General features: G+C 63.6%; 12 protein-coding genes. 10 read left to right on the forward strand and 2 right to left on the reverse strand.

Going from position 1 to position 17044, the window contains the following annotated elements:
• Window positions 1-178: 178 nt before the first annotated feature.
• Window positions 179-3991: an Ig-like domain-containing protein gene (locus tag DFLDMN_RS03270; protein WP_423197088.1), complete on the forward strand. Its 3813-nt coding sequence runs from the start codon at window positions 179-181 to the stop codon at window positions 3989-3991.
• Here DFLDMN_RS03270 and DFLDMN_RS03275 read toward each other — a convergent pair.
• Entirely contained in the window at window positions 3988-4422 is a 435-nt protein-coding gene (locus DFLDMN_RS03275) for a mercury resistance transcriptional regulator MerR (RefSeq protein WP_003131969.1), read from the reverse strand. The two genes, DFLDMN_RS03270 and DFLDMN_RS03275, sit on opposite strands and share 4 nt — an antisense overlap.
• A gap of 71 nt (window positions 4423-4493) precedes the next feature.
• Between DFLDMN_RS03275 and merT the strand changes: the two genes are divergently transcribed.
• From merT to DFLDMN_RS03320, 9 genes are all read left to right on the forward strand, one after another.
• Window positions 4494-4844: a mercuric ion transporter MerT gene (gene merT / locus DFLDMN_RS03280; protein ID WP_006224622.1), complete on the forward strand. Its 351-nt coding sequence runs from the start codon at window positions 4494-4496 to the stop codon at window positions 4842-4844.
• 12 nt (window positions 4845-4856) lie between these two features.
• Window positions 4857-5132: a mercury resistance system periplasmic binding protein MerP gene (gene merP / locus DFLDMN_RS03285; protein ID WP_003131987.1), complete on the forward strand. Its 276-nt coding sequence runs from the start codon at window positions 4857-4859 to the stop codon at window positions 5130-5132.
• A gap of 71 nt (window positions 5133-5203) precedes the next feature.
• Entirely contained in the window at window positions 5204-6889 is a 1686-nt protein-coding gene (gene merA / locus DFLDMN_RS03290; protein ID WP_003156770.1) for a mercury(II) reductase, read from the forward strand.
• Between the two features lie 17 nt (window positions 6890-6906).
• A complete protein-coding gene (merD, locus tag DFLDMN_RS03295; protein ID WP_000995360.1) occupies window positions 6907-7272 on the forward strand; it encodes a mercury resistance co-regulator MerD in 366 nt (121 codons plus the stop codon).
• Window positions 7269-7505 carry a broad-spectrum mercury transporter MerE gene (merE, locus tag DFLDMN_RS03300; protein WP_003132004.1) on the forward strand — a complete coding sequence of 79 codons (237 nt, stop codon included), beginning with the start codon at window positions 7269-7271 and terminating at the stop codon, window positions 7503-7505. Before merD ends, merE begins: the two co-directional genes overlap by 4 nt.
• Window positions 7502-8491 carry a DUF3330 domain-containing protein gene (locus DFLDMN_RS03305; protein WP_003132006.1) on the forward strand — a complete coding sequence of 330 codons (990 nt, stop codon included), beginning with the start codon at window positions 7502-7504 and terminating at the stop codon, window positions 8489-8491. Before merE ends, DFLDMN_RS03305 begins: the two co-directional genes overlap by 4 nt.
• A gap of 130 nt (window positions 8492-8621) precedes the next feature.
• Entirely contained in the window at window positions 8622-9182 is a 561-nt protein-coding gene (locus DFLDMN_RS03310; protein ID WP_003124096.1) for a recombinase family protein, read from the forward strand.
• A 2-nt stretch (window positions 9183-9184) separates the two neighbouring features.
• Entirely contained in the window at window positions 9185-12151 is a 2967-nt protein-coding gene (locus DFLDMN_RS03315; protein ID WP_423197089.1) for a Tn3 family transposase, read from the forward strand.
• A 42-nt stretch (window positions 12152-12193) separates the two neighbouring features.
• Complete coding sequence (locus DFLDMN_RS03320) at window positions 12194-15664, forward strand: Ig-like domain-containing protein (RefSeq protein WP_423198295.1); 3471 nt, start codon at window positions 12194-12196, stop codon at window positions 15662-15664.
• A 125-nt stretch (window positions 15665-15789) separates the two neighbouring features.
• On the opposite strand, the gene purT is transcribed toward DFLDMN_RS03320, so the two are convergent.
• Entirely contained in the window at window positions 15790-16995 is a 1206-nt protein-coding gene (purT, locus tag DFLDMN_RS03325; RefSeq protein WP_423197090.1) for a formate-dependent phosphoribosylglycinamide formyltransferase, read from the reverse strand.
• Window positions 16996-17044: the final 49 nt, after the last annotated feature.

Consider the following 17044-nt stretch of genomic DNA (forward strand, 5'->3'; position numbering starts at 1 on the left):
TGACGGAATTCGGTCATATGACGCCGAATTTCGCGTGATGTGTTCTTGCTTTTCAAGGCGGTATTGCTATTTTTTATGCAAGGCTGTCGAGATAAAGTGCCGTCGACATAAACAATAAATAGTTCTCCAGGCATGGTGAGAAGTCGATTTTAATAAAATCGTCATCGGAGAATATGCGATGTCAAGGAACGCAGAAATCATTGTCAGCCGGCAAGGCAAGCTGCTGGGCAAGGCGGTACGCATCGACAGCACTTCGCCTGCAAAGATCAAGGCGGTCCCGGGGGCGCGGTACGTGTTAAAGGAAGCGGATTCGGACGTTTCGCCCGAGAACGTGACGGTCCGCCGCGTGGGTGACGACCTGCAGGTCATGCTGGAGGGGGAGGACGCCCCGGCCCTGACCCTGGAGGGCTATTACGCGCTGTCGGAGCCGTCGGGGCTGTACGGGATTGCCGAGGACGCCGGACTCTATGCCTATGTGCCGACCGATGCGAGCACGGGATTTCTCGCGTTGCCCGATGGCCAGATGGCACCGCTGGCCCTGGGGGGCGAGCCGCTCGGCCCGGCCGAATCGCTGATTCCGACGCAGAGCGAGAGTACGGGCTTGTGGGGGATTCCGCCGTGGTTATTGCTCGCCGGTGCGGGAGCGGCCATCGCCGGCACGGTCGTGGCGGCGACGAGTGGCGGATCGGGAAGCAAGACGCCGGCCCCGGCCCCGGTCAATCCGCAGGCGCTGGACCAGGTGGGGCCGGTACAGGGTGTGCTGACCAATGGCGATGTCAGCGACGACACGCGGCCGGTGATCACGGGCACCGGCATCGCGGGCTATACGATCACGGTCTACGACGGCGAGCAGGTCATCGGCACCACGGTGGTGGGCGCCGACGGGATATGGCGCTTCCAGCCCGAGGCACCGCTTGGCGATGGCGAGCACCATCTCGCGGTCACGCAGGCGGGACCCGACGCGCCGCCGAGCGCGCCGGTGCCGGTGGTCGATGTGGTGATCGACTCGGTGCCGCCCGCGACGCCGGCGGCCACGATTGCCGGCACGGTCGACGGGCTGACCACCAACGACACGCGGCCCACCATCAACGGCACGGGCGAGCCGGGCGATCGGATTACCGTGACCTTTCCCGGCGGCGAGAGCAAGACCACCACCGTGGCAGCCGACGGTACCTGGTCGGTCAAGGCCGATACGGCGCTGCCTGACGGTCCTCAGGACATCGTGGTGAGCGAGCAGGATCCGGCCGGCAATACCACGACCATGACGATGCCGGCAGTGGTGGATACCGAAGCCCCGCCGACCCCGCTCATCGACGGCATGACCGATGACGTGGCGCCGGTCACCGGGCCGGTGCCCAATGGCGGACAGACCAACGACACGACGCCGACGCTCGCGGGGGTGGCCGAACCGGGCAGCACGATCAAGGTCTACGACAACGAGGAACTGATCGGCACGGTGACGGCGGACGGGCAGGGCGCGTGGTCGTTCACGCCCGCGCAGCCGCTGGCCGAAGGCGATCATGCCATCGAGGTGACCGCGACCGACCGCGCCGGCAACACGAGCGAGGCGGCGTCGTATGCGGTGACGGTGGACACCTCGGCGCCGCCGAAGCCCGCGGGTCCGCTCGGCCTCGACCAGGTGCTGGACGATGTGGGGCCGATCCAGGGACCGATCGCGGCGAATGGCGTCACCGATGACCGCCGGCCCACCTTCACGGGGTTCGGCACGGCGGGCGAGACGGTGACGGTGTACGACAACGGCCAGGCCATCGGCCGCGCGCCGGTAGCCGCCAACGGGCAATGGAGCCTGACACCATCCGCGGATCTTGCCGAAGGGCAGCACCGCATCACCACCACGCAGACGGATCTGGCCGGCAATGAGAGCGCCCAGTCGGATGCGTTTGTCTTCAGCCTCGATATCACCCCGCCGGATGCGGCGCGCGTGTCGATTACCGGCGTCACCGACGACGTGGGCACGGTAACCGGCAACGTGGCGGCGGGCGGCACGACCGACGACAGCCGGCCGCTCATTCGCGGCACGGGGGTGGCGGGCGACACCATCATCGTGTCCACCACGGACAGCACCGGCACGCACGAGGTGGGGCGGGCGACGGTGGCCGCCGATGGCACATGGACGCTGGAGCCGGCCTTGCCGCTGCTGGGCGGCGCGAACTCGCTGCGCGCGGTGGACATGGACGCGGCGGGCAACCAGTCTGGCCCGAGCGCGCCGTACGCCATTACGCTGGACTTCGGCAAGCCGGCGCCGCCGGTGATCGGCAACGTGCAGGACAACGCCGGCGCGATGACCGGCATGCTGCAGAAGGGCGATACGACCGACGACAATACGCCCACGATCCTGGGCAATGCGCAGCCGGGCAGCACGGTGACCCTTTACGATGGCACCACGCTGCTGGGGACGACCATCGCGGACGCCAGCGGCAATTTCAGCTTTACGCCCCAGATGGCGCTTGCCGATGGCGCGCACGGCATTACCGCCACGGCAGTGAACCCGGTCGGGCAGGCCAGCGCGCGCAGCGAGGCGTGGCAGCTGAGCGTCGATACCACGGCCCCGGCCGCGGCCAGCAATGTCACGCTCACGGACGATACGGGCGCGGTGCAGGGTCCGGTCAGCAGCGGCGCGACCATCGACGACAGCCGCCCGAGCTTTGCGGGGACGGCCGAGGCCGGCAGCACGGTCACCCTCTACGACAATGGCACGGCGATCGGCACGGCCAGGGCCGACGACGCCGGCAACTGGCGTTTCGAGCCCGCAACGGCGCTGGCCGACGGCCCGCATGCCTTTGCCACCGTCGTCACCGATCCCGCCGGCAACAGCAGCGCCATGACGCCGCTCCTGAGCGTGACGCTCGATACGGCAGATGTGGTGGTACAGATCACCGCCGTCCAGGACGACGTCGGCGCGGTGTTGGGCACCGTGGCCGCCGGCGGGCCGACCGACGATGTGCGGCCCACCATCCAGGGCACCGGTCAGAGCGGCAGCACGATCACGGTGTTCGACGGGGCCACGACGCTTGGCACGACCACCGTCGATGCCACGGGTGCGTGGAGCTTTACGCCCGCCGCCGACCTGGCGGAGGGGGCCCACAGCATTACCGTCACGGCAACCAATCTGGCCGGAAATACGAGTGCCCCCACGCCACCGTTCGCGCTGGTCGTCGATACGACGGCACCGACCGGCGCGGCCATCACCACGTTGACCGAGAACACCGGCGCCACGCCCGGTCCGGTACCCAATGGCGGCGTCACTGGCGATGCGCGGCCCCAGTTCGAGGGCAAGGCCGAGGCCAATGGCAGAGTCGATATCCTCGATAACGGCACCACCATCGGCACGGTAACGGCCGACGAGAACGGCAACTGGCGTTTCACGCCGGGCACCGCGCTGCCCGAAGGCAGTCACGCGTTTACCATCACCGTGACCGATGCGGCGGGCAACACCAGCGTGCCATCCGCACCGATGACGGTGACGACCGACTACACGCCGCCCGATGCGGCCGGCCTGAGAATCACCGGTCTGGTCGACGATGTGGGCGCCGTCACCGGTAACGTGGCGGCCGGCGTGACCACCGACGATGCGAGCCCGGTGATCCAGGGGACGGGCACCGCCGGTGACACCATCATCGTCTCGACGGCAGACAGCACCGGCACGCACGAGATTGGGCGCACGACCGTCGGCACGGACGGCACGTGGTCGCTGGAGCCGGCACAGCCGCTGCTGCCGGGCGAACACACGCTCACTGCGGTAGAGGTCGACCCGGCCGGCAACGCGACCGCTCCCAGTGCGCCGTATGCGATCGTGGTCGATTTCAGCAAGCCGTCCGTGCCGACGCTGGCCAACGTGCTGGACGATGTCGGCATCGTCACCGGCACGCTGCAGAAGGGCGACGTCACCGACGACACGCGGCCCACCTTTACGGGCACCGCGCAGGCCAACAGGGGGTCGTCTCAGAAAACGGAAAATAAAGCACGCTAAGGCATAGCCGAACCTGCCAAGCTTGCTCCACCCTGTAGTGACGCGATCAGCGGGCAGGAAACGTTCCCCCTTCGCGCATGGCAGGCGCACACCAACTCAGACAGCACGGCCTCCATGCGCGCCAGGTCAGCCATTTTCTCGCGCACGTCCTTGAGCTTGTGCTCGGCCAGACTGCTGGCTTCCTCGCAATGGGTGCCATCCTCCAGCCGCAGCAGCTCGGCGATCTCATCCAGGCTGAAGCCCAGCCGCTGGGCTGATTTCACGAAGCGCACCCGCGTTACATCCGCCTCGCCATAGCGGCGGATGCTGCCATAGGGCTTGTCAGGCTCCAGCAACAAGCCCTTGCGCTGATAGAAACGGATGGTCTCCACATTGACCCCGGCCGCCTTGGCGAAAACGCCAATGGTCAGGTTCTCCAAATTGTTTTCCATATCGCTTGACTCCGTACATGAGTACGGAAGTAAGGTTACGCTATCCAATTTCAATTCGAAAGGACAAGCGCATGTCTGAACCAAAAACCGGGCGCGGCGCGCTCTTCACTGGAGGGCTTGCCGCCATCCTCGCCTCGGCTTGCTGCCTCGGGCCGTTGGTTCTGATCGCCTTGGGGTTCAGCGGCGCTTGGATCGGCAACTTGGCGGTGTTGGATCCCTATCGCCCCATCTTTATCGGCGTGGCGCTGGTGGCGTTGTTCTTCGCCTGGCGGCGCATCTACCGGCAGGCAGCGGCCTGCAAACCGGGTGAGGTCTGCGCGATTCCCCAAGTGCGAGCTACTTACAAGCTCATTTTCTGGATCGTGGCCGCGCTGGTTCTGGTCGCGCTCGGATTTCCCTACGTCATGCCATTTTTCTACTGATCGGAGTTCACCATGAAGAAACTGTTTGCCTCCCTCGCCCTCGCCGCCGTTGTTGCCCCCGTCTGGGCCGCCACCCAGACCGTCACGCTGTCCGTACCGGGCATGACCTGCTCCGCCTGCCCGATCACTGTCAAGAAGGCGATTTCCAAGGTCGAAGGCGTCAGCAAAGTTGACGTGACTTTCGAGACACGCCAAGCGGTCGTCACCTTCGACGATGCCAAGACCAGCGTGCAGAAGCTGACCAAGGCAACCGCAGACGCGGGCTATCCGTCCAGCGTCAAGCAGTGAGTCACTGAAAACGGCACCGCAGCACAACGGACGTCATTGTCTGGCGCCACAAACGATAAAGGATCTGTTGCATGACCCATCTAAAAATCACCGGCATGACTTGCGACTCGTGCGCGGCGCACGTCAAGGAAGCGCTGGAAAAAGTGCCAGGCGTGCAGTCGGCGCTGGTGTCCTATCCGAAGGGCACAGCGCAACTCGCCATCGTGCCGGGCACATCGCCGGACGCGCTGACTGCCGCCGTGGCCGGACTGGGCTACAAGGCAACGCTAGCCGATGCGCCACTGGCGGACAACCGCGTCGGACTGCTCGACAAGGTGCGGGGATGGATGGCCGCCGCCGAAAAGCACAGTGGCAACGAGCCCCCGGTGCAGGTAGCGGTCATTGGCAGCGGTGGAGCCGCGATGGCGGCGGCGCTGAAGGCCGTCGAGCAAGGCGCGCAGGTCACGCTGATCGAGCGCGGCACCATCGGCGGCACCTGCGTCAATGTCGGCTGTGTGCCGTCCAAGATCATGATCCGCGCCGCCCACATCGCCCATCTGCGCCGGGAAAGCCCGTTCGATGGCGGTATTGCGGCAACTGTGCCTACGATTGACCGCAGTAAGCTGCTGGCCCAGCAGCAGGCCCGCGTCGACGAACTGCGGCACGCCAAGTACGAAGGCATCCTGGGCGGTAATCCGGCCATCACCGTTGTGCACGGTGAGGCGCGCTTCAAGGACGACCAGAGCCTTACCGTCCGTTTGAACGAGGGTGGCGAGCGCGTCGTGATGTTCGACCGCTGCCTGGTCGCCACGGGTGCCAGCCCGGCGGTCCCGCCGATTCCGGGCTTGAAAGAGTCACCCTACTGGACTTCCACCGAGGCCCTGGCGAGCGACACCATTCCCGAACGCCTTGCCGTAATCGGCTCGTCGGTGGTGGCGCTGGAGCTGGCGCAAGCCTTTGCCCGGCTGGGCAGCAAGGTCACGGTCCTGGCGCGCAATACCTTGTTCTTCCGTGAAGACCCGGCCATCGGCGAGGCGGTGACAGCCGCTTTCCGTGCCGAGGGCATCGAGGTGCTGGAGCACACGCAAGCCAGCCAGGTCGCCCATATGGACGGTGAATTCGTGCTGACCACCACGCACGGTGAATTGCGCGCCGACAAACTGCTGGTTGCCACCGGTCGGACACCGAACACGCGCAGCCTCGCGCTGGACGCAGCGGGGGTCACTGTCAATGCGCAAGGTGCCATCGTCATCGACCAAGGCATGCGCACGAGCAACCCGAACATCTACGCGGCCGGCGACTGCACCGACCAGCCGCAGTTCGTCTATGTGGCGGCAGCGGCCGGCACCCGTGCCGCGATCAACATGACCGGCGGCGATGCGGCGCTCGACCTGACCGCAATGCCGGCCGTGGTGTTCACCGATCCGCAAGTGGCGACCGTGGGCTACAGCGAGGCGGAAGCCCACCACGACGGGATCGAGACCGACAGCCGCACCTTGACCTTGGACAACGTGCCGCGTGCGCTCGCCAACTTCGACACACGCGGCTTCATCAAGTTGGTTATCGAGGAAGGCAGCCATCGGCTGATCGGCGTACAGGCGGTCGCGCCGGAAGCGGGTGAACTGATCCAGACGGCGGCTCTGGCCATTCGCAACCGCATGACGGTGCAGGAACTGGCCGACCAGTTGTTCCCCTACCTGACGATGGTCGAGGGGTTGAAGCTCGCGGCGCAGACCTTCAACAAGGATGTGAAGCAGCTTTCCTGCTGCGCCGGGTGAGAAAAAGGAGGTGTTCAATGAACGCCTACACGGTGTCCCGGCTGGCTCTTGATGCCGGGGTGAGCGTGCATATCGTGCGCGACTACCTGCTGCGCGGATTGCTGCGCCCGGTGGCGTGCACACCAGGCGGCTACGGCTTGTTCGATGACGCCGCCTTGCAACGGCTGTGCTTCGTGCGGGCGGCCTTCGAGGCGGGCATCGGCCTCGACGCGCTGGCGCGGCTGTGCCGGGCGCTGGATGCGGCGGACGGCGACGAAGCGGCCGCGCAGCTTGCCCTGCTGCGTCAGTTCGTCGAGCGTCGGCGCGAAGCGTTGGCCGATCTGGAAGTGCAGTTGGCCACCCTGCCGACCGAGCCGGCACAGCACGCGGAGAGTCTGCCATGAACAACCCCGAGCGCTTGCCGTCCGAGACGCACAAACCGATCACCGGCTACCTGTGGGGCGGACTGGCTGTGCTGACTTGCCCCTGCCACCTGCCCATCCTCGCTGTCGTGCTGGCCGGCACAACCGCCGGTGCTTTCCTCGGCGAGCATTGGGTCATCGCGGCGCTCGGTTTGACCGGCCTGTTCCTTCTGTCCCTGTCGCGGGCGTTGCGGGCATTCAGGGAAAGAGAATGAGCGCTTTCCGGCCGGATGGATGGACGACGCCGGAACTGGCCCAAGCGGTCGAGCGCGGGCAGCTTGAACTGCACTACCAGCCCGTCGTCGATCTGCGCAGTGGTGGGATTGTCGGCGCGGAAGCCCTGTTGCGCTGGCGTCATCCGACGCTTGGACTATTGCCACCGGGCCAGTTCCTGCCCGTGGTCGAATCGTCCGGCCTGATGCCTGAAATCGGCGCTTGGGTGCTGGGCGAAGCCTGCCGCCAGATGCGTGACTGGCGAATGCTGGCATGGCGACCGTTCCGGCTGGCCGTCAATGTTTCGGCGAGCCAAGTGGGACCGGACTTCGACGGGTGGGTAAAGGGCGTGCTGGCTGATGCCGAGTTGCCCGCCGAGTATCTCGAAATCGAGCTGACCGAATCGGTCGCGTTTGGTGATCCGGCGATCTTCCCCGCCCTGGACGCCTTGCGGCAGATCGGTGTGCGCTTCGCCGCCGATGACTTCGGGACGGGGTATTCCTGTCTGCAACATCTGAAGTGCTGCCCAATCAGCACGCTCAAGATCGACCAATCGTTTGTCGCCGGGCTCGCCAACGACCGCCGCGACCAAACCATCGTGCACACCGTGATTCAGCTTGCGCACGGGCTGGGCATGGATGTGGTGGCTGAAGGCGTGGAAACATCGGCGAGTCTTGATCTATTGCGACAAGCGGACTGCGACACAGGACAAGGCTTCCTGTTCGCGAAGCCAATGCCGGCGGCGGCATTCGCCGTCTTCGTCAGTCAATGGAGGGGTGCCACCATGAATGCAAGTGACTCGACCACCACCAGTTGCTGCGTGTGCTGCAAGGAAATCCCGCTCGATGCCGCCTTCACCCCGGAAGGCGCGGAATACGTCGAGCACTTCTGCGGGTTGGAGTGTTATCAACGCTTCGAAGCGCGTGCCAAGACAGGGAACGAAACCGATGCCGATCCGAACGCCTGCGACTCGCTACCGTCAGATTGAGGCATACCCTAACTTGGCGTCAGACCATCCGGCGCTAAATCGTCAGAATAGAGTTGCCTTCCGAATTGATTGACATACGCCGTCAAGGGTCATAGATTTCTTCCTGACACATTTCCCTCAGGAGGATACCTTGCACGGTCAGCGCATCGGTTACGTCCGCGTCAGCAGCTTCGACCAGAACCCAGAACGGCAGCTCGAACAGATCCAGGTGGATAAAGTGTTCACCGACAAGGCGTCGGGCAAGGACACACGGCGGCCCGAACTGGAACGGCTGCTCGCCTTCGTGCGCGAAGGCGACACGGTCGTGGTGCACAGCATGGATCGTCTGGCGCGCAACCTCGACGACCTGCGCCGCCTGGTGCAGGGCCTCACCCAGCGCGGCGTACGCATCGAGTTCCTTAAGGAGCATTTGACCTTCACCGGCGAGGACTCGCCGATGGCGAACCTGATGCTGTCGGTAATGGGCGCGTTCGCCGAGTTCGAACGCGCCTTGATCCGCGAGCGGCAGCGCGAGGGCATCGCGCTCGCCAAGCAGCGCGGGGCCTACCGTGGCAGGAAGAAATCCCTGTCGTCTGAGCGTATTGCCGAACTGCGCCAACGTGTCGAGGCTGGCGAGCAAAAGACCAAGCTGGCTCGTGAATTCGGAATCAGTCGCGAAACCCTGTATCAATACTTGAGAACGGATCAGTAAATATGCCACGTCGTTCAATCCTGTCCGCCGCCGAGCGCGAAAGCCTGCTGGCGTTGCCGGACACCAAGGATGAGTTGATCCGTCACTACACGTTCAGCGAAACCGACCTCTCCATCATCCGGCAGCGGCGCGGCCCGGCCAACCGGCTGGGCTTCGCCGTGCAGCTCTGTTACCTGCGCTTTCCTGGTGTCATCCTGGGCGTCGATGAGCCGCCGTTTCCGCCCATGTTGAAACTGGTCGCCGACCAGCTCAAGGTCAGCGTCGAAAGCTGGGACGAATACGGGCAGCGGGAGCAGACCCGGCGCGAGCACCTGGTCGAACTGCAAACGGTGTTCGGCTTCCAGCCCTTTACCATGGGCCACTACCGGCAGGCCGTCCAGTTGCTGACCGAGATGGCCTTGCAGACCGACAAGGGCATCGTGCTGGCCAGCACCTTGATCGAGCACCTGCGGCAGCAGTCGGTCATTCTGCCTGCCCTCAACGCCGTCGAGCGGGCGAGCGCCGAAGCAATCACCCGCGCCAACCGGCGCATCTACGATGCCTTGGCCGAACCGCTGTCGGACGCGCATCGCCGCCGCCTCGACGATCTGCTCAAGCGTCGGGACAACGGCAAAACGACCTGGCTGGCCTGGCTGCGCCAATCGCCCGTCAAACCGAATTCGCGGCACATGCTGGAACACATCGAACGCCTCAAAGCGTGGCAGGCGCTCGACCTGCCTTCTGGCATCGAGCGGTCGGTGCACCAGAACCGCCTGCTCAAGATCGCCCGTGAGGGTGGCCAGATGACGCCCGCCGACCTGGCCAAGTTCGAGGCGCAGCGACGCTATGCCACCCTGGTGGCGCTTGCCATCGAGGGCATGGCCACCGTCACCGACGAAATCATCGACCTGCACGACCGCATCCTGGGCAAGCTGTTCAACGCCGCCAAGAACAAGCATCAGCAGCAATTCCAGGCGTCCGGCAAGGCGATCAACGCCAAGGTGCGGCTGTTCGGCCGCATCGGCCAGGCGCTGATCGAGGCCAAGCAGGCGGGCCGCGATCCGTTCGCCGCCATCGAGGCCGTCATGTCCTGGGATGCCTTCGCCGAGAGCGTCACCGAAGCGCAGAAGCTTGCGCAGCCCGAGGACTTCGATTTCCTGCACCGCATCGGCGAAAGCTACGCCACGCTGCGCCGCTACGCGCCGGAATTCCTTGCCGTGCTCAAGCTGCGGGCCGCTCCCGCCGCGAAGGACGTGCTCGACGCCATCGAGGTGCTGCGCGGCATGAACAGCGACAACGCCCGCAAGGTGCCCGCCGACGCGCCGACCGAGTTCATCAAGCCGCGCTGGCAGAAGCTGGTCATGACCGACACCGGCATCGACCGGCGCTACTACGAACTGTGCGCGCTGTCGGAGATGAAGAACGCGTTGCGTTCCGGCGACATCTGGGTGCAGGGGTCGCGCCAGTTCAAGGACTTCGAGGACTACCTGGTGCCGCCCGCGAAATTCGCCAGCCTCAAGCAGGCCAGCGAATTGCCGCTGGCCGTGGCCACCGACTGCAACCGGTACCTGAACGACCGGCTGACGCTGCTGGAAACACAGCTTGCCACCGTCAACCGTATGGCGACGGCCAACGAGCTGCCGGACGCCATCATCACCGAGTCAGGCTTGAAGATCACGCCGCTCGACGCGGCGGTACCCGACACCGCCCAAGCGCTGATCGACCAGACGGCAATGATCCTGCCGCACGTCAAGATCACCGAACTGCTGCTGGAGGTGGACGAATGGACGGGATTCACTCGGCATTTCGCGCATCTGAAATCGGGCGACCCGGCCAAAGACAAGAACCTGTTGCTGACCACGATCCTCGCCGACGCGATCAACCTGGGCCTGACCAAGATGGCGGAGTCTTGCCCCGGCACGACCTACGCCAAGCTGGCTTGGCTGCAAGCCTGGCACATCCGCGACGAAACCTACGGGGCGGCGCTGGCCGATCTGGTCAACGCACAGTTCCGCCATCCCTTCGCCGAGCACTGGGGCGACGGCACCACCTCATCGTCGGACGGCCAGAACTTCCGCACCGGCAGCAAGGCCGAGAGCACCGGCCACATCAACCCGAAATACGGGAGCAGCCCAGGGCGGACGTTCTACACCCACATTTCTGACCAGTACGCGCCATTTCACACCAAGGTCGTGAACGTCGGCGTGCGCGATTCGACCTACGTGCTCGACGGCCTGCTGTACCACGAGTCCGACTTGCGGATCGAGGAGCATTACACCGACACGGCGGGCTTCACCGATCACGTCTTCGCCCTGATGCACCTCCTGGGCTTCCGCTTCGCGCCGCGCATCCGCGACCTGGGCGACACCAAGCTCTACATCCCGAAGGGCGACGCCGCCTATGACGCGCTGAAACCCATGATCGGCGGCACGCTCAACATCAAGCACGTCCGCGCCCATTGGGACGAAATCCTGCGGCTGGCCACCTCGATCAAGCAGGGCACGGTGACGGCCTCCCTGATGCTCCGAAAGCTCGGCAGCTACCCACGCCAGAACGGCCTGGCCGTGGCGCTCCGCGAGCTGGGCCGCATCGAGCGCACGCTGTTCATCCTGGACTGGCTGCAAAGCGTGGAACTGCGCCGCCGCGTGCATGCCGGCCTGAACAAGGGCGAGGCGCGCAATGCGCTGGCCAGGGCAGTGTTTTTCAACCGCCTGGGTGAAATCCGCGACCGCAGTTTCGAGCAGCAGCGCTACCGGGCTAGCGGCCTCAATCTGGTAACGGCTGCCGTCGTGTTGTGGAACACGGTCTATCTGGAACGGGCTGCGCACGCGCTGCGTGGCAACGGCCATGCCGTTGATAACGCGCTGTTGCAGTACCTGTCGCCGCTCGGTTGGGAGCACATCAACCTCACCGGCGATTACCTCTGGCGCAGCAGCGCCAAGATCGGCGCGGGCAAGTTCAGGCCGCTACGACCGCTGCAACCGGCTTAGCGTGCTTTATTTTCCGTTTTCTGAGGCGACCCCAACAGCACCATCACGATCTACGACGGCCCCGAGACACCAGTACCATTGGGCACCGCCACGGCCGACGAGAACGGCAACTGGAGTTTCACGCCCGCCACCGCACTGGCGGACGGTGCGCACAACATCACGATCACTGCCATCAACACGGTTGGGCAGACCAGCGATCCCACCGAGGCATGGCGCATCACGGTCGATACCACTGCGCCGGACGTCTCTCGACTCGCCGTGACCGGCGTTGGCGACGACGCTGGCGCGGTCACCGGCAACGTTCCCAACGGCGGCAGCACCGACGACACGCGTCCCCTCATCCAGGGCACAGGTACCGCGGGAGACACCATCATCGTATCGACGACCGACTTCTCCGGCATGGTGGAACTCGGTCGCACCACCGTGGCGAGTGATGGCAACTGGTCGTTTACGCCGACCGCCGACCTTGCCGCAGGTAGCAACGCCTTCTCGGCGGTGGAGGTGGACCCCGCCGGCAATGCGTCAACGCGCAGCGCCAATTACACGATCACGGTGGTCACGGTCAAGCCGCCGGTGGCGATCACCGAGATCCTCGATGATGTGGGCGATGTCACCGGTGCGTTAAAGCCGGGGAGCGCGACGGACGACGGCCGTCCGACGATCAACGGCGTTACGGAGGCGGGCAGCACGGTATCGGTCTTCGATGGCGCGACCTTGCTGGGTACCGCCGTGGCGAATGCCAGCGGGGACTGGACGTTTACACCCCTTGCAGCACTGGCCGAGGGCCTGCACAACCTGACTGCGCGCGCCGTCAATCCGCTGGGACAAAGCAGCGATCCGACCCCGGGCTGGGGCATCAACGTAGATGTCACGCCGCCTGTGAGTGCTTCCACAACGCTCGATCTCATGGATGCCAGCGATTGGGGGGTATCCAACAAGGACAACATCACTGGCGACGCGACACCGGATCTTGAAGGCAAGGTCGTTGCTTCCGCCGAAACGCTCGACAAATTGACCGTGACGCTTTTCGTTGACGTGAATGGAGATAACCAGGCCGGTCCGGGAGACATGTTTCTTGCACGATCCATTCCGGTGCAGGCGGACGGTTCATGGAGCACGAGCCTCGCCAGTCTCAAGACAGGCACCTATGCCCTGAGGGCGGTTCTCGTGGATGAGGCGGGCAATCAGCAGGTGGCCTCGGCGGGAAGTCTGATCGGGCCGACGGGAACGCCCAATTCGCCGCTGGTGATCGAGGCTGGTGGCCGTATGACATATATCGGCGCGAAAGCCGGCGACCAGGCCGGCTGGGAAATGGCGGACGCCGGAGATTTCAACGGCGACGGGATAGGCGACTTCATCGTCACGGCCCCTTATGTTGATGGCAACAGGGCGGATACAGGTGCCGCGTACATTTTATTTGGTGGCGCCGGAGGGCTGCCGCCTATCGTCCATCTCGGTCAGTTAAAAGCGTCGCAGGGGCTGAGAATAAAAGGTCATGCCTTTGTCAAAGATAACCAAACCAATGATCTGATGGGGCTGGTATTAAATAAGTTTGGCGATTTCAACAGAGACGGTTATGCGGACGTCTTCCTTGCCAGCCATTATAACGACAAGGCGTATGTTGTTTTCGGGGCGCCGAATGGAAGCTATGCCGATGGGGTGCTGGATCTCTCGACTATCGATGGAGGGGACTTGGGGACTTCACCGATTGATAATTCTCATGGCTTTCTTATAAGCGAGTTGCCGTTATCGGAAGATAGCGGGATGGGTTACAGCATTGGCGGGTCCGATATAAACGGCGACGGCTATCTCGATCTAATGATATCGAATATCTCAGGCAATAAGGCGGCCGGTAGCACCGGACATGCGCTTGTGATCTATGGCGGCGCAAATATGAATGATTCCACTACGGGATGGAAAAATATAACACTTAGCCAGACTAATAAAGATACAATTTTTCGCGTTCAGCAGGATGTAAAAAATACTTCAATAACGGGAGGCGACGCCTCTAACGTTGCCGGCAATCGCGTCAAGAATGCTAATATTGGAGATAACATTACATCCATCGGTGATGTAAATGGCGATGGCATCGCGGATATGTTGATCATCGACTCGACGTCCGGCGGAAAAACCCAGATTAATCCGCTCACTTCCGGCGGCGGCACTGCATATGTCGTTTACGGAAAGACCGGCGGGCTTCCTGCCACAATGGATCTGAGGAACTTCAAAAACGGCGTTGATGGCGTGCGTCTGCATACGATGCTTGACGACACCCTGGGAACGGACAATTTCGCAAGCCACGTCATGACCTCGGCGCTTGGGGATATCAATGGCGATGGCGTAGACGACTTTGCCATGGGATCCCCAGTCAATCTGGGGCGGGTATGGGTGATTTATGGGAAAGCAGGTGGGTACGCTGCCCGTGACATATATCTCGATGTCGGCGCTCCCAACGATGGGAAAAATTACTTCGCCCGTGACCCTGGGCATGTCAAATCGTTCACCAGTGCCGATGGTTTTGTCATATTAAACAAGGCTTCCACGGTAGCCGCACCCGCCAGGTCGACGGAGCAATTCGGCTATGCTGTCAAGGCCGATGGTGATATTAATGCTGACGGCATTCCTGATTTTGTCATCGGTGCACCTAATACCAAAAACCCCGCTGGTCTCCAGACTGGAGCTATCTATGTAGTTTATGGCACGGGACAGAACATCAGTCAGCCGGTGCTGGCGATTAACGATATCATCGCCGATCCGGCCAAGGGTATAGTGATATATGGCGATAAATCCGGCGAAAAACTCGGCAGCTCGGTGGCGGTGGGCGACTGGAACGGTGATGGTCTGGTCGATATCGCGGCCGGATCGTCGGGGAGTGATGTGTCCGGCAGGGATGCTGCCGGGCAAAATTATGGCGGAACCGATTCCGGTGCGGCATATATATATTATTCGCGGGCCGATTTTACTCAGCCCTATACGAATGGAAATGATATATTGACTGGCACGCTGAATGGCGGTGCTGACGGTTTCGATAGACTATTTGGAGGGAGTGGAAGTGACACCTTCCTGTCAGTAAGTACCGGTGATTACGCAAACGGGGGGGCTGGCAACGACACGATTCATGTGAGTGCGCTTGATTTTAAAGCTGTGGATGGTGGGATGGGGACGGATGTTCTCGTTTTCGATGGGAAGAATCAGAACATCGATCTGAATTTGTTTAAATCGAAGATCACGGGTATCGAGAAGATCGATCTCGGCATCAATGGAAGCAACCTGATGACGATCGGCTACAACGATGTTCAGCGCCTCGGCGCGATGAATCTGGCGAGCAACGACGGCAAGGCGCAGTTCATTGTGACCGGGGACAACACCGACACGTTAGCGCTCCGCAAGCCGACCGGATACAACTGGACCGACGCCGGCCATCAGACCCTCGATGGCGTTTCCTATCACGTCTACACCCTCGGTACCAGCGAGTTATTCGTCGATGACAGGGTGAACGTGACGCTGCTGTAGGCAACGCCGGACGGTGCATGGCATGCGGCAGGACGCATGAAGCCGATTGGCACCGGGCCGGATCGGTGCGCTTTGGGCAGGCAGCCCCTGCATGGGCTGCCATCGGCTGCGTATGACCGCTGGACTTACCCGGCCACGCGCGGCTTGACGCGGCTCGCTGCTTCCTTGGCGTTGGTGCGCGCGGTGTCGACATCGGCGGCATAGGCCAGCGCAACACCCATGCGGCGCTTGGTAAAGCTTTCCGGCTTGCCGAACAGGCGCACTTCGGTCTGCGGGACACGCAGCGCGGCGTCCACGCCATCGAACACCACACCCTGGGCATCCACGCCGCCATAGATGACCGCGCTGGCACCGGGGCTCTTGAGCGCGGTGCTGACCGGCAGGCCCAGGATGGCACGGGCGTGGAGCTCGAACTCGTTCTGCCACTGCGTGATCATCGTCACCATGCCCGTGTCGTGCGGACGCGGACTGACCTCGCTGAACCAGACCTGCTCGCCCTTGACGAACAGCTCCACGCCAAACAGGCCCTGGCCACCGAGATTGTTCGTGACTTCGCGCGCGATATGCTGCGCGGTCTCGAGCGCCTTGGGATGCATCGGGTGCGGCTGCCAGCTTTCCACATAGTCGCCGCTGACCTGCACGTGGCCGATCGGCTCGCAGAACTGCGTGCCGATATCGCCGTTGGCTTCCTTCGCCCGCACCGTCAGCAGCGTGATCTCGTAGTCGAAGTCGATAAAGCCTTCCACGATCACGCGGCCATGGCTGACGCGGCCGCCGGCCATCGCGTAGTCCCAGGCGGCCTTGACGCCCTCGGGGCCGTCGATCTTGCTCTGGCCCTTGCCCGAGCTGCTCATGACCGGCTTGACCACGCACGGGTAGCCGATGCCGCCGTCGATCGCGGCCTGCAGTTCTGCCAGCGAGTCGCAGAACTGGTAAGGGCTGGTGGGCAGGCCGAGCGTTTCCGCGGCCAGGCGCCGAATGCCTTCGCGGTCCATGGTCAGGCGCGCGGCGCGCGCGGTCGGGATCACGCGTACTACGCCCGCGGCTTCCAGGGCTTCCAGGGTCGGCGTCGCGATGGCCTCGATCTCCGGCACCACGAGGTCGGGGCGTTCGGCCTCGATCAGGGCCCGCAGCTGGTCGCCATCGGTCATCGCGATGGTGCGCGCATGGTGCGCTACCTGCTGGCCGGGCGCGTTCTCATAGCGGTCCACCGCGATGGTCTCGACGCCCAGCCGCTGCAGCGCGATCAGGACTTCCTTGCCGAGCTCGCCCGAGCCCAGCAGCATGACTTTGGTGGCGGAGGGGGAGAGGGGCGTTCCGAGGGTCGTCATGGCGGTCTTCCGGTGTTCGGTTGGGCGAGTGAAAACCGGCATTGTAATG

Source organism: Cupriavidus sp. H19C3 (assembly GCF_049393815.1).
GTDB lineage: Bacteria > Pseudomonadota > Gammaproteobacteria > Burkholderiales > Burkholderiaceae > Cupriavidus.